11 protein-coding genes and 1 other RNA gene are annotated in these 20826 nt (G+C 72.7%); all 12 read right to left on the bottom strand.

From position 1 onward, the window contains the following. Positions 1-53: 53 nt before the first annotated feature. The 12 genes from DEJ04_RS08600 to ffs all read right to left on the bottom strand — a co-directional run bounded on the left by DEJ04_RS08600 (position 54) and on the right by ffs (position 20800). A complete protein-coding gene (locus DEJ04_RS08600) occupies positions 54-680 on the bottom strand; it encodes a thymidine kinase (protein WP_111046812.1) in 627 nt (208 codons plus the stop codon). Continuing rightward, complete coding sequence (locus DEJ04_RS08595) at positions 680-1381, bottom strand: response regulator transcription factor (RefSeq protein ID WP_035808846.1); 702 nt, start codon at positions 1379-1381, stop codon at positions 680-682. The genes DEJ04_RS08600 and DEJ04_RS08595 overlap by 1 nt, the downstream gene beginning before the upstream one ends. After that, a complete protein-coding gene (locus DEJ04_RS08590) occupies positions 1368-2633 on the bottom strand; it encodes a hypothetical protein (RefSeq protein ID WP_111046811.1) in 1266 nt (421 codons plus the stop codon). The genes DEJ04_RS08595 and DEJ04_RS08590 overlap by 14 nt, the downstream gene beginning before the upstream one ends. Then, positions 2630-3850 carry a sensor histidine kinase gene (locus DEJ04_RS08585; RefSeq protein ID WP_111046810.1) on the bottom strand — a complete coding sequence of 407 codons (1221 nt, stop codon included), beginning with the start codon at positions 3848-3850 and terminating at the stop codon, positions 2630-2632. The genes DEJ04_RS08590 and DEJ04_RS08585 overlap by 4 nt, the downstream gene beginning before the upstream one ends. 170 nt (positions 3851-4020) lie before the next feature. After that, positions 4021-5175, bottom strand: a complete 1155-nt coding sequence (locus tag DEJ04_RS08580) for an Rv2578c family radical SAM protein (protein ID WP_111046809.1) — start codon at positions 5173-5175, stop codon at positions 4021-4023. 58 nt (positions 5176-5233) lie between these two features. Beyond that, a complete protein-coding gene (locus tag DEJ04_RS08575) occupies positions 5234-6721 on the bottom strand; it encodes a malate:quinone oxidoreductase (protein WP_111029411.1) in 1488 nt (495 codons plus the stop codon). Between the two features lie 98 nt (positions 6722-6819). Beyond that, on the bottom strand, positions 6820-7872 hold the full coding sequence (locus DEJ04_RS08570) for an aspartate-semialdehyde dehydrogenase (protein WP_071405015.1): 1053 nt from the start codon (positions 7870-7872) through the stop codon (positions 6820-6822). Between the two features lie 43 nt (positions 7873-7915). Beyond that, positions 7916-9181, bottom strand: a complete 1266-nt coding sequence (locus tag DEJ04_RS08565; protein WP_017888681.1) for an aspartate kinase — start codon at positions 9179-9181, stop codon at positions 7916-7918. Positions 9182-9297: 116 nt separating this feature from the next. Next, positions 9298-9897 (bottom strand): recombination mediator RecR, encoded by a 600-nt coding sequence (gene recR / locus DEJ04_RS08560; RefSeq protein ID WP_017888680.1) that lies wholly within the window; start codon positions 9895-9897, stop codon positions 9298-9300. Beyond that, entirely contained in the window at positions 9897-12704 is a 2808-nt protein-coding gene (locus DEJ04_RS08555; RefSeq protein ID WP_111046808.1) for a DNA polymerase III subunit gamma and tau, read from the bottom strand. The genes recR and DEJ04_RS08555 overlap by 1 nt, the downstream gene beginning before the upstream one ends. A gap of 164 nt (positions 12705-12868) precedes the next feature. Next, complete coding sequence (locus tag DEJ04_RS08550) at positions 12869-20470, bottom strand: choice-of-anchor G family protein (RefSeq protein ID WP_111046807.1); 7602 nt, start codon at positions 20468-20470, stop codon at positions 12869-12871. Positions 20471-20703: 233 nt separating this feature from the next. Beyond that, an RNA gene (gene ffs, locus DEJ04_RS08545) (signal recognition particle sRNA small type) lies at positions 20704-20800 on the bottom strand. Positions 20801-20826 lie beyond the last annotated feature (26 nt).

The following is a 20826-nucleotide window of genomic DNA, read 5'->3' as shown; positions in this document are numbered from 1 at the left end:
GGGCCTCCGGTCCGTCTGCTGGGTGCGTACCGGACGCACGCCGGCGCGAGCGGTCAGGCGCCGTCGAGGCGGCCGCCGGACTCCGTCAGGTAGCAGTTGGCGCAGAGCGACTCGTAGGCGACGTCGACGCCGTCGATCGCGACCTGGGATCCGTCGAAGACGAACCGGCCGTCGACCGTGCGGGCGTTGAAGACCGCCTTGCGGCCGCAGCGGCAGATGGTCTTCAGCTCTTCGAGGGAGTGCGCGACCTCGAGCAGGCGGGCGCTGCCGGGGAACGCCTCGGTGCGGAAGTCCGTGCGGATGCCGTAGGTGATGACCGGGATCTCGTCGAGCACCGCGATGCGCAGCAGGTCGTCGACCTGTCGCGGGGTGAGGAACTGCGCCTCGTCGACGAGCACGCAGCTGACGGGCCGCACCATGCCGTCCAGCCGGTCCGACTCGGGGTCGACCGCCCCGGCGGCGGTCACCGCCTCGCGCACGTCGGCGTCCGGGGAGAACACGATGTCGACGGTCCGGGTGACGCCGAGGCGGGAGACGATCTCACGGTCGCCCTTGGTGTCCACCGCGGGCTTGGCGAGCAGCACCCGGTGCCCGCGCTCCTCGTAGTTGTAGGCCGCCTGCAGCAAGCCCGTGCTCTTGCCGCTGTTCATCGCGCCGTAGCGGAAGTAGAGCTTCGCCACTACGCGAGGAACCCGTCCTCGGCGGCCCGACGGATGAGGTCGGACTTCTTCGAGGCGGGGCGGCCCACCTTGCTGTACTTCTCGCGCACGCGACGCAGGTAGGTCTTGGCGGTCTCGTACTGCACGTTCATCTGCGCGGCGACCTCGTTCGTCGAGTAGCCGGACACGTAGAGCCGCAGCGCCTCTTCCTCACCGGCGCTGAGCTTCGGCCGCTGGTGCGCGGCGGCACCCGTCGGCAGCGGACGCCACTCACGGGGCTGCGGGGTCTCGCGGGCGACGCCCATGATCTCGCGGGCGACGTCCATGACCTCGCGCATCGGCAGCGACTTCGACAGGAACGCCGCGGCGCCGGCGGCCAGGGCGCGGTCGCGGGACTCGCGGCTGTCGACGCTCGAGAGCACGATGACCTTCGCCCCGGCGGCGCGGCAGGTGCGGACACGGGCCTCGATGGACACCGGTTCCTTGAGCTGGAAGTCGAGGAACACCAGGTCGGTCGGGAAACTGTCGCTGTGGACCATCTCGAGCCAGGTGTGCGCGGTCAGGGCCAGGTCGAAGTCGAACGCGTTCACCGCGATCCAGCTCGACAGGCTGTCCAGCAGCACCTCGTGGTCGTCGAGGATGGCCAGCCGCACACGTCGCGCTCCCGGGTTCGGGAGGGACGGCGACCCCTCCGAGAGCCTGTTCGGGTCAGTGCTGGTCATAGGAGAACCTTAGTGCGAGGGCGGAAGGGCGGACCGCGACGTCGAGGTCGGGGAACGTCACGCGGAGGACGGCGAAGTAGGGGTCGAAGGTGCGGTGGATGCCGATGTCGGAGTCCGCGACGGCGAGCTCCATGTCGACGGACACACGGCCGGGTGCGGGTGCCTGCGCGGGTCGGGCCGCCAGGGCTGCGCGAGCCGCGGGGGCCGCGGGGGCCGCGGGGGCCGCGTGGGCCGCCGGGCGGGCCCGGGGTGCCGGGTCCGCCAGAGTGTCCGCTCGTCGCACCGTCGCGCGGAAGCCGGCCGGGTCGACGGTCGAGGCACGGAGGGCCGCGCGGACGAACGTGCGGACGACCGCCCGCTGGTCGGTGTCGAGCGTCGCGATGAGGCCGTCGGGGTCGTCGACCACCGGCGCCTGGCCGCCGTCGACCCGGACGGCGTGCTCGAACCAGGTGCGGTCGGCGTCGGCGACCATGGACGCGCGGATGCCGTCGGCGATCGCGCGGGCACGGGCACGGTCGGCGTCGGTGATGACGTCGCGCGTGCGGAGCTCGGCGAAGAACGGGGCGACGTCGCGGGACAGGATCGTCGAGCGGTCCTGCTGCACGCTCGCCGCGATGCCGTCCCGCTCGGCACGTGCGACGGAGTACGACCCAGCACGGATCTGCACCCGTTCGGCGAGCCCCGCGAAGGTCCAGGCGAACACCGCGGACGCGGCGGTCAGCACGAGCGTCGGGGCCGCGGCCAGGAACGCCGCGACGGCGACCGGCACCTCGTGCGGGAACTCCGCGGCGCCCGCGCCCCAGGTCACGGCGTTCACCGCGGCCAGCACGAACCCGCCGATCGTCAGGTCGGTCCACGGGCGGTACGGCGCGACCATGACGATGCCGGTCGCGGTGATCAGGGACATGAAGTCGTTCAGGGCGCTGCGGTCCGGTCCCCACTGCGCCGCGACGCTCGCCACCGACGCCAGGCCGAGCAACCCGACGTGCGCGACGAACGCCGACCGCGGGAACGGCGCTCGGAACGGGCTCGAGGCAGCGAGCACCACCACCGCCGAGGCCGCGACGAGCAGCACGGTGAGGGCACTGAGGGTGGGGCTGCCCACGACGTCGCGGTCGAAGATCGACACGAGCAGTGCCCAGACGACGCTGCCGGCACCGAGCACGACGGCCAGTGGCCGCGACCCCATCGCGCCGAGCGGGTCGTACTGCTGGGCGGTGCGGCGGGGCCCGCGCTGCCGAGCCGCCGTCATCGCTCGGTCCCCCGGCCGTCGCTGACCGCCGGCACGGTGACCGCGCCGGTGACCGGTCCGTACGGCACGGTCATCATCACGCTCGTGCCGGAACCGGGCGACGACCAGATCTGGACGTCACCGCCGACCCGGCCGATCCGCTCTCGCACCGAACCGCGGAGGCCCATCCGGTCGGCTCCGGTGGCGTCCTCGTCGAACCCACGACCGTCGTCGACGACCATGACGGTGCAGGATGCGCTGTCGTCGAACACGCTGACCTCGGCGGCGTCGGTCCCCGCGTGCTTCCGCACGTTGGCCAGGCACTGGCCGACGGCCCGGACGACCGCCGACAGCGCACGCTGGTCCAGGCGTTCGAGCGCGGAGGTGTCACCCGAGACGGTCACGTCGAGTCCGAGCGTCCGGTGCTCGTCGACCATGGTGCCGAACGCCTCGGCCGCGGCCCCGGGACGCGGGCGGGCGGCCGGCGCGAGCCACCCCTTGCCGGTGAGCACCGCGACGTCGGCGTCGACCGTCTCGGCGAGGTGCGGGTCCATCGGGCCGTCCGGCGCGAGGGCGATCGCGCCGAGGTGGTTGAGCACGGTGTCGTGCAGGATCGCGGACGCCTCGGCCTCGACCCCCGCGCGGTAGGCGGACACGTGTTCTTCGCGCGCGGAGCGCAGGAGTTCGGGCTGCACCCGTTCGCTCCGGCCCGTGCTGCGGGTGGTGAAGAGCACGAGCGCGACCACGAAGCCCAGGGTGACCCAGGCCAGGATGAGCGGACGGGGCGACTGGTCGGCCTGCACGATGGCGACCCAGGTGGCGAGTCGTCCGGTCAGGAAGCCCACGAAGGACCACAGCACGACGCGGCTCGGCACGGCCCCCGCTCCCCCGACCAGGATGAGCGGGATCACGACGAGGGACATCAGGTACGAGGTCACCCACCCGGTCGGCACCTGCTGCTGGACCCCGACGGCGAACCACCAGGCGCAGACACCGCCGACGGCCAGGAACGCGATCGCCGAGACCCGGGTGCCGAACTGCACGTGCACGCCGATCATGGCGAGCATCGGGACGACCGCCAGCGCGGTGCCGACGACCTGCACCCCGGGCTCGGACAGGCCGTAGAGCACGAGCGTGATGGCCGCGGCCAACAGGGACCCGATGGCGCCGGCGTGGAATGCGCGCACGGTCGACCACGCGTTCACTCGCGGTGCGAGGTGCGTGGGGATGCCGAGCACGAGGTGGATCCTTCCGGGTGGCGAGGGCGCCGTCCACGATCCAACCACCGGAGCAGCGGCCGTGTACCCCGAATCCGGGGCCGTGCGGCGACCCGCACGATGATAGCGGCCCGGACCGGGGTCTTGCTGTCCCCCGAACGTGGACCGGACACGACCCGGACGGACGCTCCTCAGAACAGCGTCTGCGCCGGAGCCGGCCGGAGCAGCCGCTGGTCGAACCCGGGGTCGGCGCGCTTCAGCGGTGACACCGTCGGCACCGACTGCTCCTGCGGCAGCGCCTGCGGCCCGCCCGTGCCCAGCCCCTGCGGCACGCCCGGCTGCAGCGTCCGCGGTTCCGAGAAGCCCATCGACCCCGTCGCCGGGTCCACTCGCCCCAGTCCGACCCCGTGCGCCGCCAGGATCGGGCGGATGCGCTCCGACAGCCACCGTCGGTAGTCCTTCGGCGCGTACGTGTTGTCGAGGTACATCGCGCGGTACCGCTGCACCAGGTCGGGTCGCTCGCGGCCGAGCCACTCGAACCACCACGGCTTGACGCCCGGCCGCAGGTGCAGCGCCGAGTACATGATGCTCGTCGCGCCGGCCGCGGTCGCCCGACCGATGGCATCGTCGAGGTGCGCCCGGGTGTCGGTGATGTACGGCAGCACCGGCATCAGGAACACGGCGCAGTCGAGCCCCGCGTCGCGGATGGCCCGCACGGTCGCCAGCCGGGCCGACGTCGTCGGGGTGCCGGACTCGACCGACTGCTGCAGCGAGTCGTCGTACACGGCGATCGACATCGCGAGGTCGACCGGCACCACCTTCGCCGCCTCGGCCAGCAGCGGGAGGTCTCGGCGCAGCAGCGTGCCCTTCGTCAGGATGCTGAACGGGGTGCGCGACTCCGCCAGCGCCTCGATCACACCGGGCATCAGCCGGTACCGCCCCTCGGCCCGCTGGTACGGGTCGGTGTTCGTGCCGAGCGCCACCGGGTGGCGGTCCCACGAGGGCTTGCCGAGCTCACGACGCAGCACGTCGGCGACGTTCGTCTTCACCACGATCTGCTGGTCGAAGTCGGCGCCGCCGTCGAACTCCAGGTACGTGTGGGTCGGGCGGGCGAAGCAGTACACGCAGGCGTGGCTGCACCCGCGGTACGGGTTGATCGTCCAGCCGTACGTGCCCGACCCGTCCGCACTCGGAACCCGGTTCAGGGCGCTCTTCGCGAGGACCTCGTGGAAGGTCACCCCGGCGAACTCGGGCGTCGTCACGCTCCGGACGAACCCGCTGTTCGATTCCATCCCGGGCAGCGCGTCGCTCTGCTCGGCGTCGATCGCCTGTCCACTCCACCGCATGTCGTCATTCGAACACACGTTCGAACAGACCGCAAACCGGCGCGGACCACGACAGGCCTCAGTGGTGCAGGCCGAGCACCTTCGCGGTGCGCTCGAGCGTGGCGTCGGCCAGAGCCGGGTCGTCCCCGAGGTCCTGCCCGTAGGTCGGCACCATCGCGCGGACGTCGTCCTGCCAGCCGTCCCACCGGTCCGGGAAGCACCGGCGCAGCATCGTGAGCATGATCGGCACGGCGGTCGAGGCACCCGGCGACGCCCCGAGCAGGCCGGCGATCGAGCCGTCGGCGGCGGTGATGACCTCGGTGCCGAACTGCAGCACACCGCCCTTGTCCTTGTCGGGCTTGATCACCTGGACGCGCTGCCCCGCGGTGATGCGGTGCCAGTTCTCGGGCTCGGCGCTCGGCATGAAGTCGCGGAGCGCCTCGAACTTGGTGTGCTTCGACGCGAGGAGCTGGCCGACCAGGTAGCGGACCAGGTCGAAGTTCGAGAACGCGACGCTCAGCATCGGGCGGAGGTTGTGCGGTCGGATCGAACGGAACAGGTCGAGGACCGAGCCCTGCTTCAGGAACTTCGGGCTGAACCCGGCGTACGGCCCGAACATCAGCGACGACCCACCGTCGACGATGCGGGTGTCGAGGTGCGGCACCGACATCGGCGGGGCACCGACACTGGCCTTGCCGTAGACCTTGGCGGAGTGCTTCTGCACCACCTCGGGGTCGTCGGTGCGCAGGAACTCGCCCGACACCGGGAAGCCGCCGTAGCCGCGGATCTCCGGGATGCCGGACTTCTGCAGCAGGTGCAGGGCTCCGCCGCCGGCGCCGACGAAGACGAACTTCGCGGCGATGCGCTGCGTCGACCGGCCGATCTCGTTGCGCACGTTGAGCACCCAGCCCTCGGACACCTTCGAGCGGGTCAGGTTGGTGACCTGGTGCGAGGGTTCGAACTCGACACCGTCGATCTCGAGCTGGTCGAAGAGCTGGCGGGTGAGCGACCCGAAGTCGACGTCCGAGCCGGCTGCCGAGTAGGTCGCCGCGATCGGCTGGTCCTTCTTGCGGCCGGGGATGAGCGCCGGTGCCCACTTCCGGATCTGCGCCGGGTCGTCCGAGAACTCGATGCCCGCGAAGAGCGGGTGGTCACGCATGGCCTCGTACCGGGCGCGCATGTACGCGACGTTGGCCTCGCCCCACACGAAGGAGATGTGCGGCGTGGGGTTGATGAAGTTCGTGGGTTCGGGCAGCACGCCGGTCTCGACCAGGTGCGCCCAGAACTGCCGCGAGACCTGGAACTGCTCGTTGACCGTGACGGCCTTCGCGATGTCGACGCGGCCGTCCGGCAGTTCCGGCGTGTAGTTCAGCTCGCACAGTGCCGAGTGCCCGGTGCCCGCGTTGTTCCACGGGTTCGAGGACTCCTGCGCCACCGTGCCGAGCCGCTCGTACACGCGGATCTTCCAGCTGGGCTCGAGCTTGTGGATGATGGCCCCGAGCGTGGCACTCATGATGCCTCCGCCGATCAGGACGACGTCGATGGGGTCCACCTGCTGCTCTGCCACCCGTCGATCCTACCGGCGGCACCCGACAGACGGACAGGAGGCCCGTGGCGGTGTCGCCACGGGCCTCCTGTCCGTCTGCTGGTCGCGCCCGGGGCGCGCTACGCGTCGACGGAGCGGCGCGCGACGATCGTCTCGGCGATCTGCACCGCGTTGAGCGCGGCGCCCTTCCGCAGGTTGTCGTTGCTGACGAACAGCACGAGGCCGCGGCCCTCGGGCGCGGACTGGTCGGCGCGGATGCGGCCGACGAACGCCGGGTCCTGGCCGGCGGCCTGCAACGGGGTCGGGACGTCGGAGAGCTCGACACCGGGCGCGCTCGACAGGATCTCGGTCGCACGCTCGGGCGACAGCGGACGCTCGAACTCGGCGTGCACCGAGATGGAGTGCCCGGTGAACACGGGGACGCGCACGCAGGTGCCGGCGACGAGCAGGTCGGGCAGCTCGAGGATCTTCCGGCTCTCGTTGCGGAGCTTCTTCTCCTCGTCGGTCTCACCCAGGCCGTCCTCGACGATGCTGCCGGCGAGCGGCACGACGTCGAAGGCGATCGGACGGACGTACTTGACGGGCTCGGGGAACGTCACGGCGGATCCGTCGTGCGTCAGCGCAGCGGTGTCCTGCTCGAGCGCGGCCTTCGCCTGGCCCAGGAGTTCCTCGACCCCGGCGAGCCCGGAACCCGAGACCGCCTGGTAGGTCGTGGCGACGAGTCGGCGGAGCCCGGACTCGGTGTCGAGCACCTTGAGCACCGGCATGATCGCCATGGTCGTGCAGTTCGGGTTCGCGATGATCCCCTTCGGCGCCTGGTCGATGGCGTGCGGGTTCACCTCGCTCACCACGAGCGGGACGTCGGGGTCCATACGCCAGGCGCTCGAGTTGTCGACGACGAGTGCCCCGGCGGCGGCGAACTTCGGCGCGAGGGCCCGCGAGGCGGTGGCCCCGGCGGAGAACAGCGCGATGTCGATGCCGGACGGGTCGGCGAGCTCGGAGTCCTCGACCACGATCTGCTCGCCCCGGAACGGCAGCGTCGTGCCGGCGGAACGGGCGCTCGCGAAGAAGCGGACCCGGTCGGCCGGGAACGCGCGCTCTTCGAGCAGGCGACGCATCACGGCGCCGACCTGGCCGGTGGCGCCGACGACGGCGACGGTGAGGGTGCTCATGCGGTGCTCCTGGTGGTTCAGCGGATCGACGGGTCGGCGGGCGTCAGCGGCCGGTGCCGGCGTAGACGACGGCCTCGGCGTCGGCGTCGAGGCCGAACGCGCTGTGCACGACGCGCATCGCCTCGTTCAGGGTGTCGGCGCGGGTCACGACCGAGATGCGGATCTCGGAGGTGGAGATCATCTCGATGTTGATCGACGCGTCGTGCAGGGCGCGGAACAGCTGTGCCGAGACGCCGGCGTTCGTGCGCATGCCGGCGCCGACCAGGGCGAGCTTGCCGATCTGGTCGTCGTACTGGATGCTCTCGTAGCCGATGTCGGCCTTCGCGACCTCGAGCGCCGTCAGTACGGTCTGGCCCTGGTCCTTCGGCAGGGTGAACGAGATGTCCGTCCGCCCGGTCGACGCTGCCGACACGTTCTGGACGATCATGTCGATGTTCGCCCCGGCGCGTGCCACGTTGGTGAAGATCTCGGCGGCCTTGCCCGGCTGGTCCGGGACCCCCACGACGGTGATCTTGCCCTCGGAGAGGTCTCCGGCGATCCCGGTGATGATCGGTTCTTCCACGGTTTCCCCCTCGGCAGGGTTGTAGACGATGGTGCCCTCGTTGTTGTTGAACGAGGACCGGACGTGCAGGGTGACGCCGTGCCGCCGGGCGTACTCGACGGCGCGGATGTACAGGACCTTGGCACCCGAGGCTGCGAGCTCGAGCATCTCTTCACTGGTGACGCGGTCGACCTTGCGGGCCTTCGGCACGACGCGGGGGTCGGCGGTGAAGATGCCGTCGACGTCGGTGTAGATCTCGCAGACGTCGGCGTCGAGTGCTGCGGCGAGGGCGACGGCCGTGGTGTCCGAGCCGCCGCGGCCGAGCGTGGTGATCTCGCCCGTGGTGCGGTTGAAGCCCTGGAACCCGGCGACGATCGCGACGTGGCCGGAGTCGAGCGCCTCGCGCACGCGCTTCGGGGTGACGTCGACGATGCGGGCCTTGCCGTGCTGGGCGTCGGTGAGCATGCCGGCTTGGCTGCCGGTGTAGGAGGACGCTTCGACCCCGAGGCTCTTGATCGCCATCGCGAGCAGCGCCATCGAGATGCGCTCCCCCGCGGTCAGGAGCATGTCGAGCTCACGGCCGGCGGGGATCGGCGTGACGGAGTGCGCCAGGTCGACGAGTTCGTCGGTGGTGTCGCCCATCGCCGACACCGCCACGACCACGTCGTTGCCGGCCTTCTTCGTCTCGACGATCCGCTTCGCCACGCGCTTGATGCTCTCGGCGTCCGCGACGGATGAACCACCGAACTTCTGCACGATCAAGGCCACTGGCTGGTACTCCCGGAGACGGCGACACCGCGAGGTCTCGCGGTCTCACAATGGTAGTCGGTGTTTCGGGGATGTTGCGTGCGAGCGGGCCCCGACGCAAGGATCCTGCGTGGCGGTCAGCCGCCGACGACGCGGCGCCCTTCGAAGGCACGACCGAGCGTGACCTCGTCGGCGTACTCCAGGTCGCCGCCGACGGGCAGCCCCGACGCGAGCCGGGTGGTGCGGATGCCCATGGGGACGAGCAGCCGACTGAGGTAGGTCGCCGTCGCCTCGCCCTCGAGGTTGGGATCGGTCGCGATGATGACCTCGGCCACGGTGCCGTCGGCCAGACGTGTCATGAGCTGCTGGATGCGGAGGTCGTCCGGACCGATGCCGTCGATCGGGCTGATCGCCCCGCCGAGCACGTGGTACAGCCCGCGGAACTCCCGGGTGCGCTCGATCGCCGCGACGTCCTTCGCCTCTTCCACCACGCAGATCGTCGCCGGCGAGCGGCGCGGGTCGCGGCAGATGCTGCACTGGACGTTCTCGGTGACGTTGCCGCAGATCTCGCAGAAGCGGACCCGCTCCTTGACGTCGGCGAGCAACTCGGACAGTCGGCTCGGGTCGAACGACTCGGTCTGCAGGATGTGGAAGGCGATGCGCTGCGCCGACTTCGGGCCGATACCGGGCAGGCGACCGAACTCGTCGATGAGGTCCTGGACGATCCCGTCGTACATCAGGCACCGTCCTGGTGGAGAGCGGTCTCCTCGATGAACTGGGCGTTGAGGATCTCACGCACAACGGCCTCGCCGTACCGGCCGGCGACCGGGGCCCGGCGTGCGGGCGGTGCGGTGCGCGCGGGTGCGGCGGTCGGCTGGGCCGCGCGCTGCGGTGCGGGCTGCTGCGCCGGGGCTGCCGGCCCGGCGGCTGCGGGCGCTGCGCCGCGTCCGATTCCCGGGTCGGGGAACGGGGCACCGTCGTCGTACGGTTCGTCGTCGAGTGGGTAGTCGTCGACCGGGACGCCCGGCACGACGGGACCGCCGGGAGGCACGGCTCCCGCTCCGGACGCCGGCTGCGGCCCCGGAGTGGTCGGCTGGTCGGGCTGCCCGGCCGTGGCAGCGCCCGGTCGCGCGGGTGCGGCCGACGGTGCCGACTCGGCCGGCTGGGGCGTGCTCGTCTCGGCGGGGGCGACCGGCGCGGACGCCGGCACGGTGCCGAAGGGTGCTGCCCAGCTGGGCTCGACGGACTCCGGGACGGCGTCGGCGGTGGGATCGCTGGCGGGGATGGTCACGACCGCCCAGTCCGTCACCGGCGCACCGGAGGGAGCGGGGGCCGGTTCGGCCGGTGCCTGGTCGCGCTGCGGGGCGGACGCGGTCGGCGCTGCCTCCGGCTCGGGAGCTGCCTTCGGCCCCGCCGCGGACTTCGGCGCGGGCGCTGCCGTCGGCGCCGGGGCTGCCTTCGGCTCGGGTGCTGCCGACGCGGCCTTCGGCTCCGTGGCGGGGGCGGCCGTCGCCGTGGAGGCGGCAGCGGACGCCGGCGCCGGGGCTTCCGGTGCGGTGGGCTCCGGAGCCGGAGCCGGAGCCGGGGTCGCGGCGGCGGCGGGCGCCTGGGCAGCGGGCGCCGGACGCTGGGCCGGTGCGGCCTGCTGTGCCGGAGCCGACTGCTGCTGCTGCTGCTGCTGCTGGGGACGCTGCTGCTGTCCGGGCCCGCGGGCGACGAACTTCACCCGGAGCCCGAGGACGTCCACGATGGCGGCACGGAGCAGTTCGCTGACGCTCGCCGAGGGGTCGGACATCTCCTTGAACGAGGCGACGTCCTGCTGGCTCGGGAACGTCAGCGTCAGCACGTCGTCGCGGAGCGCGGTGACCTGCGCCGTGACGACCACGGACCACGCCGAACGCTTGGCGTGCTGCACGTGCTCGACGATCTGCGGCCAGGAGTCGCGCATCTGCTGGAAGCCGACCGCGCCGACGGTCCGGACGGCGGGCTCGTCACCGATCGTCGTGCCCTGACCGGTGGACGACGGGCTGACCGGCTCGGCCGCGGGCTTCGAGGGCTCCGGCTTCGAGGGATCCGGCTTCGAGGGCTCGGACTTCGCGGGCTCGGCCGAGGTCTGTCCGGGCGCTCCAGGGGTGCTCGGAGCGACCGCTGCCCACGACGCTGCGGCGTCGCGAGCCACGGCTCCGGAGTCGGCCTGCGGCGCGGCGGGCTGCTCGACGGCACGCTCGGGCGTCGCACGAGCCGCTGCCGGAGCGGGCGTCGGGGCGAGGGAGGGAGCAGGCGCTGCGGGAGCCGCGGCTGCCGGCTGCTCACGACGCGGTGCAGCGGCGACGGCGGGAGCGGACTGCTCGCCGGCGTCGGCCTGGTGTCCACCGACATCGCCCACCCCGACACGACGTTCCAGTCGCTCCACCCGGGCGAGGGCTCCGCGCTGGGTGTCGTCGGCCTCGGGCACGAGCATCCGGGCCGTCATGAGCTCGAGGTGCAACCGGGGCGAGGTCGCGCCGGTCATCTCGGTGAGGGCCCGGTTCGCGATGTCGGCGGAACGGGAGAGCCCGGTCGCGCCGAAGACCCCGGCCTGGCGGCTCATGGTGTCGAGTTCTTCCGGCGAGACCCCGCGCAGGACGGCGGCAGCGCTCTCGTTCGTCGCCGCGACGACGATCAGGTCGCGCAGGCGCTCGAGCAGGTCCTCGACGAAGCGGCGGGGGTCCTGTCCGGTCTGCACGACGCGGTCGATCGCGGCGAACGCGGACGCCGGGTCGGCGACGGCCAGGGCGTCGACGACGTCGTCGAGCAGGGCGGCGTCGGTGTAGCCGAGCAGGGCCACGGCACGCTCGTAGGCGATCGCACCGTCTTCGCTGCCGGCCATCAGCTGGTCGAGCAGCGACAGGGTGTCACGGACGGATCCACCGCCGGCACGCACCACCAGGGGCAGGACGCCGGGGGCCACCGACACGGACTCCTGCGTGCAGAGCTGCTCGATGTACTCGAGCATCACCGCGGGCGGGACGAGCCGGAACGGGTAGTGGTGGGTGCGCGACCGGATGGTGCCGATGACCTTCTCGGGCTCGGTCGTCGCGAAGATGAACTTGACGTGCTCCGGCGGTTCCTCGACCAGCTTGAGCAGTGCGTTGAAGCCCTGCGGCGTCACCATGTGCGCTTCGTCGAGGATGAAGATCTTGTAGCGGTCGCGAGCCGGCGCGAACACGGCACGGTCGCGCAGGTCACGCGCGTCGTCGACGCCGTTGTGGCTCGCGGCGTCGATCTCGATGACGTCGAGCGAACCGCTGCCGTCGCGGGCGAGTTCCACGCAGCTCGGGCAGACGCCGCACGGGGTGTCGGTCGGGCCCTCGGCGCAGTTCAGGCAGCGCGCCAGGATGCGGGCCGACGTCGTCTTGCCGCAACCACGGGGCCCGCTGAACAGGTAGGCGTGGTTGACGCGGTTCGTGCGGAGCGCCGTGCGGAGCGGGTCGGTGACCTGCGACTGCCCGATCAGCTCGGCGAAGTTCTCGGGCCGGTAACGGCGATACAGGGCGGTGACCACGCGACAAGGGTAGCCGTCACGACCGACAACCCGCGTGCCCGTCCACAGGTCGTCCTGCCGGGCCGGACCACCCGTCGGCGGTGGGCCGAGCGCCCGGACGGCACCGCGCCTCCCGTCCGTCTGGTCGACGGGCGGGAGGCGCGGTGTGTGACGCTGGTGCGGACTCAGCCGCGGGTGCGGCGACGGAGCCTGCCGGCGAGGCGGGAGAGCCCCAGCAGCAGGAACCCGAGGGCCACCAGGCCCGCCGCGGTGCCGGCGATCGGGACGACGTCCGCGCCGGTCCAGGCGAGGGCACCGGTGCCGTTGCCGGAGCCACCGATCCCGGCGCCGGAGCCGTTCCCGGAGCCGTTTCCGGTCCCGGTGCCGGAGCCGCCGCCGGTCCCCGGCGTCCCGGGCAGACCGGGCGCACCCGGCGTTCCGGGGGCCCCGGGCGTCCCAGGCGTCCCAGGCGTCCCCGGGGTGCCGGGCGTGCCCGGCTCCTCCGGGTCGACGGCGTCGTCCATCACCATGACGCGGAGCATCTGCGCCTGCGAGGTGAACCCGCCGACCGACTGGGTGACGCGCAGCATGTGCCCGCCGACCGGCAGCGCCACCATGACCCACCACTCGCCGTCCTCGTCGGCCGTCGTGGCGACCGCGTCGCGGCCCATCGGCTGCACGGTGACGGTCGCGCCGGGCTCGGCGGTGCCCGTGACCATCAGGTCGTGGTCACCGTCCTCGTCGGCCATGTACTGCGAACCCGGTGTCGGCGAGGTGACCGCGAGCGGCTCCAGGGTGTCGACCACGATCGGCACCTGCGGCGCCGCCGAGGTCGTGCCGTTCACCGACTGCGTGGCGCTGATCGTCCACTCCCCCTCGGGGACACGCTCGAACACGACGCTCCACGCCCCCTCGTCGTCGGCGGTGGTGGTACGGACCTGCCCGGTGGACAGGGTCACCGTCACCGCGGCGCCGGGGGTGGCCTGACCGGTCACCGTGAACGAGCCGGTGTCACCGAAGCCGTCCGCCTGGATGAGCTGCCCGGCGTCGGGGCTCGTGATGACGATGCCCGTCTCCTGCGCAGCCACGACCGTGACGTCGGCGGTCACCGGGTCGGAGGTCCGATCGCCGACCGTCTGCGTCACCGACACCGTGTGGTCCCCGAGGGGGACGCCACCGATCGTGACCGTCCACGAACCGTCGTCGCCGGCGGTCGTCGTGGCGGTCCGGCCGTCGACGTCGACCGTGACGGTCGCGCCGGGCTCGGCGGTGCCGCTCACCGGGACCGACGTCGTCGACCCCGTGGTCGGGAATGCCTGGCCGTCGGTCGGGCTCGAGATGACGACCGGCGTCGCGGCCGTCACGGTGAAGCCGACCTGCGGAGCGTCGGTGGTGGCACCGTCGACCGTCTGGCTGGCGGCGACCGTGTGGGATCCCTCGGCGACGTCCCGCACCGTCACGGACCACGTACCGTCGTCGTCCGCGGTCGTGGCGACCGCGGTGCCGTCGTCGATGCGGACCGAGACAGCGGCGTTCGGTGCGGAGGTACCGGTCACCCGCACGTCGGTCGAACCGCCGAGCACCCGGTAGTCGGTGCCGTCGGCCGGGCTGGTCACGACGATCGCGTCCGCGGCGGCGACCACGACGGTCACGTCGCGCTCGATCGCATCGGACGTCGTGCCGTTCACGACCTGGGTGACGACGAGCGTGTGGTCCCCCGCCGGCACGTCGGCCAGCGTGGTCTCCCACCGTCCGTCGGTGCCGACACGGACCACGACCGGGTCGGCGTCGTCGAGGACGACGCGGACCGACGCGCCGGGCTGGCCCTCGCCGCCGACCGGGACGGTCGCGGTGGGGTCGGTGCTCGGCACGGTGAACGTGGTGTCGTCGGCCGGTGCGGTGACCGTCAGCGCGGCACCGGGTGCCACGGTGAAGGTGCTGCGCACCGCCGCGGACGTCGAGCCGTCGACCGTCTGGGTCGCCCGGATCGTGTGCTCGCCGACGGTGGTGTCCGGCAGTTCGACGCTCCAGGTACCGGCGTCGGTCGCGGCCACGGTCCGGGCGTCGCCGCCGTCGATCGTGACACGGACCTCGGCACCGGGCTCGGCAGCCCCCACGGCGGTGAGGGTCGCGACGGAGTCACGCTGGGCGACCCGGATCGTGGTGCCGTCCGCCGGGGTGGCGATCGTGATCGGGTCGGCGACGAGGACGCGGACGTCCACCGTCACCGGCGCGGACTCGGTGCCGTCGATGCGCTGCGTGACGCTCACGGTCGTCGTGCCGGCCGGCACACCGGGGACCGAGACGCTCCACGCGCCGTCGTCGTCCGCGGTGGTCGACTCGGTGCGACCGTCGCCCAGGTCGACCACGATGGTCGCGCCCGGCTCGGCGGTGCCGGCGACGTCGACCGTCGTCGTGCCGTCCCCGTCGGCGACCGTGTACTCCTGGTCGGCCGTCGGCTCGGTGATGACGACGGGCGCGCCCGCCTCGATCTCGAAGGTCGTCTCGACCGGCGTGGTCGAGGTCGAGCCGTCCACGGTCTGCGTCACCTCGACGGTGTGCTCGCCGACACCGAGGTCCGGCACGTCGACGCTCCACGAGCCGTCGTCACCGGCGGTGACCTCGACGGGGTCGCGGTCGTCGACGGTGACCGTCACCGTGGCGCCGGGCTGGGCGTCACCGGCGACCGTCACGGTCGTCGTCGCGTCGCCGTCGGCCACCATGACCGGGTCGTCGCCGGGCTCACGGATGGTGAGGTCCGCGGCGGCGACCACGGACACCGGTCGTTCGACCGCCGCGCTCGTGGTGCCGTTCAGGGCCTGCGTGACCGAGGCCGTGAACGAGCCGGTCGGCACGTCCTCGACCGTGGTCGTCCAGCGGCCGTCCTCGTCCACGGTCGCCGTGGCGGTCCCACCGTCGCCGAGGTCGACCGTGACGGTCGCGCCCGGCTCACCGGTGCCCGCGAAGTCGACCCCGGTGGTGGCCTCGTCGTCCGCCACCGTGACGGTGGTGGCACCGCGCGGGGTGGACACGACGAGCGGGGCTCCGGCACGGACCGACACCGCCGCAGTCACCGGCGTCGAGGTCTGCCCGCCGACGACCTGCGTCGCGGTGACGCGGTGGTCACCGACCGGGACGTCCTGGAAGGTGGTCTCCCACCGGCCGTCCTCGTCCGCGGTCACCGTCTCGGTCTCGCCGGTCGAGATCCGGAGCGTCACCTCGGCGTCGGGCTGCGCCCGACCGGTCACCTCGACGTCGGCGGTGCCGGACGTGTCGGCGACCGTCAGGACGTCGCCGTCCTCCGGGGTCACGATGGCGAGCGCGGTCCCGGCCCGCACCGTGACGGTCTGGTCCGGACTGGAGGCGGTGGTCCCGCCGACCGTCTGGCTGGCGGTGAGCGTCGGTGTGCCGACACCGACCCCACCGAACGTGACCGTCCAGTCGCCGTCCGCGTCCGCGGTGGTGGTCGCCTCGTCGTCGCCGAGTCGCACCGTCACCGGCGCGCCCGGCTCCGCCGAACCCGTGACGACGACGTCGCGCGTCGCATCGGCGTCCGGCACGAGGAGGACCACGTCGGTCCCCGGCGCGGTGATCGTGACGGCGTCGGCGGCCTCGATCGTCACCGTGCGCTCGACCGGGTCGGAGGTGCGCGGGTCGGAGACGGTGCCGGGCAGGGTCTGGGTGACCGCGACCTGGTGCTCGTCGACGCCGAGGTCGGGGAACGTGACCGACCACGTGCCGTCGGCACCGACCGTCGTCTCCTGGTCCTCGGAGCCGGCGAGGGTCGCCGTGACGGCGGCACCGGGCTGGCCGGTGCCGGTGACCGTGACGTCGCGCACGACGTCCGGACCGGCGACCGTGATCGGGTCCGTGGCCGGACCGGTGATCGTCAGCGCGTTGGCCGTGACGACCTCGAAGGTGATCGGGACGGCGCTCGTCACGACGTCCTCGACCTCCTGGCTGGCGGACGCCGTGTACACGCCGGTCGGGGCGAGACCGGTGGCGTCGACCGCCCACCGCCCGTCGTCGTCAGCCGTGGTGGTGAACCGGGTGCCGGGGCCGACCGAGACGGTCACCGCGGCGCCGGGCTCGGCCGTGCCGGTGATCCGGACGGTCGCGGTGGCGTCGGCGTCGACCACGACGAAGCGTGCGCCGCTCGCCGGGGTGTCGATGACGATGGCGTTGCCGGGGACCACGGTGAAGTCACGCGTGACCACCGGGCCGTCGGTGCCGTTCACGGTCTGCACGGCCTCGACGGTGTGCTCGCCGATGCCGAGCTGCGTGGTCGGGAGCTCCCAGTTGCCGGCCGTGTCCGTGACGACCTCGACGGGGTCGCCCTCGTCGATCGTGACGGCGACGGTCGCGCCGGGCTCCGCGGTGCCGCGGACGACCACGTTGGCCTGCCCGCCGGTGCCGGCGGGGACCTCCTGGGCGTCACCCGGTGCCACGATGACGAGCTCGTCGCCGGCCTCGACCGCGAAGTCACGGTCGACCGGTGCCGAGGTCGCACCGTCGACGGTTTGCGTGACCGTCGCGGTGTGGTCGCCGGTGCCGACGTCGGTGAGGACCACCGACCAGGCCCCCTGCGGGTTCGCGGTGGTGGACACCGCGTCGCCGTCGTCCAGGACGACCTCGATGCGGGCGCCGGGCTGCGCGGTGCCCCGCACGGTGACGTCGACGACGGAGTCGTCGGTGGCGACCGTGACGGTGGCGTCCTGCGCCGGAGCGGTGACGGCGAGCGGAGCGCCCGCCTGCACCGTGACGACCTGGCGGACGGCCGGCGAGGTGGTCCCGCCGACGGTCTGCGTCGCCGAGATCGTGTACCGACCGACCGGGACGTCGGTGACGGTCAGCGTCCAGGTGCCGTCGTCGTCGGCCGTCGTGGTGGCGGTCAGTCCGTTGCCGAGCGAGACCCGCACCTCGGCGCCGGCCTCGGCCGTGCCGGCCAGGTCGAGGTCGGTGGTGGTGTCGGCGTCGAGGACCGTGACCACGTCGCCGTCCGCGGGCGCGGTGATCGCGAGCGGGTCGCCCGCCTCGACGGTGAAGGTGGTCTCCACCGGGCCGGACGTGGTGCCGTCGACGCTCTGACGCGCCGTGACGGTGCGCTCCCCGACCGGGACGTCGGCGAAGGTCGTCGTCCAGGCGCCGTCCTCGTCCGCGGTGACCGCGGCGGTGAAGGAACCACCGATGCCGACGGTGACCCGGGCGTTCGGGGCCGCCGAGCCGGACACCGTCACCGGGGTGGTCGAGCTGTCGTCGGCGACGGTGATGGTGCTGCCGTCGGCCGGCTCGTCGATGGTGAGCGCGGGGGCCGCCGTCACGGTGAAGTCCCGTGTGACCGCGGCGCTCGTGGTGCCGCCGACGGTCTGGGTGACCTCGGCCGAGTACTCCCCGGCCGGGACGTCCGTGACGCTCGTCGACCAGGTGCCGTCGGCGTTCGCGCGGGTGGTGGCGGTCAGGCCGTCACCGAGGTCGACGTCGACGCGGGCACCGGCCTGTGCGCTGCCGGAGAACGGGACGGACCGGGTGTCGCCGGCGAGCGGGAAGTCCTGGTCCGCCGTGGGGGTGTCGACGGTCAGGCCGGCTGCGGCCACGACCCGGAAGGACCGGGTCACGGGTGCCGAGGTCGTGTCGCCCACGGTCTGCGTGACGCTCGCCGTCTGCTCGCCGACCGGGACCTCGGGGACGGTGACGCTCCAGGCGCCGGCGTCGTCCGCCGTGCCCGTCGCGGTCACGCCGCCGCCGAGGTCGACGTCGATGCGCGCGTTCGCCGTCGCGGTGCCCGTCAGGGTGACCGGGGCGGTCTCCCCCGTGGTGGTGAAGGTCTGACCGGCCGTGGGGGTGGTGATCGTCAGGGCGCGCTGGGCGACGACGGAGAACTCCTGCGTCGCGGTGCCTGCTGCGGTGCCGCCGACCGTCTGGGTCGCGGTCGCGGTGTACGCACCGGTGGGGACGTCGGCGATGGTCGTCGTCCAGGTCCCGTCGGCAGCGACGGTCGCGGTGCCGGTCAGGTCTCCGCCGAGGCTGACGGCCACGGCGGCGCCGGGCTCGCCGGCCCCGCTCACGACGACGCTACGGGTCGAGTTCGCCGACGGCACGGTGAACTGCTGTCCGGCCGTGGGCGCCGTGATGCTCGGAGCCGCGAACGCCGTGGCGCGCACGGTCGAGGTGGCGAGATCAACGGTGGCGACGTTCACCCCGGGGAGCACGGAGAGCCGCAGGGCGTGCACGCTCCGCGATCCGGTGTCGTACCCGCGGGGGTCGCGGAAGCCGGTGGTGTCCTGCGCGTTCACGGTGAGGTCGACGACCTGACGGAGCAGCAGCACGACGGGGCTCAGCAGGGTGGAGACGGCCGAGGTCGTGGCCGTGAGCGTCGTGCCGAGGTTCGTCAGGGCCGTGCCCGTCACCAGGGGACGCACGATGGTCTGCAGTGCCGGGATGACGACGGTGTTGACCGCCGGGGCGAGCAGGGTGCCGAGCACGTTCAGCCCCAGGGGGCCACCGGTCGCCGTCACCGTGGCGGTGGCCGGAGACGTGCCGGCGAGGGCGCCGAGCATGGTGTCCGCGCGGAGGGCCAGTGCGGTGAGCGGGATGCCCGCGAGGTTGACGTTCGCGGTGACGTTCACCCGGACCGCGGTCGAGTTGATCGTGTTGACGACCGCCGTCTGCAGTGCGGTCGGCAGCTGGGTGCCGAGGATCGTCGTGATGCTCCGGTTGATCGAGCTCACCGCCGCCTCGGTCAGCACCGACGTGTTCGCCGGCTGGCCGTTCAGCGTGGTCAGCTGGTCGAGGTCGACCGTGATCGCGCCCGTCGCCGGTGTGATCGTCACGGCGCCGTCGGTCAGGGGTTCCTGCAGGACCCGGGTCAGGGTGTCGTCGAGGTTCAGGTCCACGGCCGCGGTGACGTTCGTGCCGTTGACGTTCACCAGGCCGAGGCTCGTGCCACGGAGCAGCCGCTGGATGTCGGCGGTCAGGGCGGTCGTGGTGCCGGAGAGGGCCCCGTCCGCGCCGACCGCGGAGTTGACCGTGCCCGAGAAGGTGCGCAGGTCGTTCCGGAGCGCGGTGCTGAGTCCGGCGACCGCCGGGCTCGTCAGGTCCAGCTCCGCACCGGCGATGCGGTAGTCGGTCGTCGTCTCGACCGCGGTGCCGCGCGTCGCCTGGATCCGGGAGGCCAGGGCACCGATCTCCAGCTGCGCGTCCGACAGCACCGTGGTGTCGGCGCCGACGCGCGAGAACAGCGGGTTGAGGTCGACCGTCGCGGCGCCGGTGCCCGACCCCGTGCCGACCCCGATGCCGCCGTCGTTCGTCAGGAGCCCCGACGACGCCGTCGCGCCCGTGGCCGAGGTCGTGGCGTACTGGCCGTCGACGCCGAGGGTCAGGATGCCGTTCGGGCCGAGCAAGTTGATGTCGTTGCCGAGGTCCACCCCGATGGCGTTGAGCGCCGTGAGGTTGAGCGGCTGGTTCGTGGTGCCGCCGCCCGAGGTCGCACCCCGCGCGGAGTACGCGCCGCCGAGCTGGGCGACCGCGTCGGCGTCGACGATGCCGGAGCCGCTGAGCAGCAGCCCCTCGGCCTCGGCGACGTCGTTCTGGGCGGCCGCAGCGGGTTGGATCGCCACGGTGGCGGCGATGAGCGCCGTCACCGTGGCGACGACGCCGCCGCGCAGGAGGAACCGCCGACCGTCCGTCGCTCGTCCTCGAGCTCGGCCGTCGGCGCGGGTGATCCGTCGTGTCCGTTCGTCCGCTGCGGAGGGTACGGGGGTACCGGGCAGCGACGCGTGCCTGCGCATGCGTGTCTCTTTTCCTGGCGGGCGCGCCCGCCACCTGATCCTCGGAATCCACCGCTGGTGAGGCGGCGGAGGCTCCTCCGCTGGTGAGGCGGTGGAGGGTCGGAACCCTGGTTGGGGATTCCTGAGGCAGATCTTTACACATGATCAGGAAGCTGTCCGCAAGCATCGACGAAAAAGGACGCGAGACCTCCCGAACGGGGGGCGGACACCGGGGAGCTGACTCGACCCGGAATGAAGAAGACTCCTCACGCACCCGCCAGAGCCTGGTTACCCTTGCTGCGTTTCCGCCCTGGGGGAGTTGGCCTGGATGGCGTCACGTGAGGAGCCGCCGAGAAGTCTACCGGACGCAACGGGCA

This window comes from Curtobacterium sp. MCLR17_044 (assembly GCF_003234435.1).
GTDB classification, from domain to species: domain Bacteria; phylum Actinomycetota; class Actinomycetes; order Actinomycetales; family Microbacteriaceae; genus Curtobacterium; species Curtobacterium flaccumfaciens.
The sequence above is the reverse complement of the archived record's forward strand: the minus strand, read 5'-3'. Positions and strand labels throughout refer to the sequence as shown.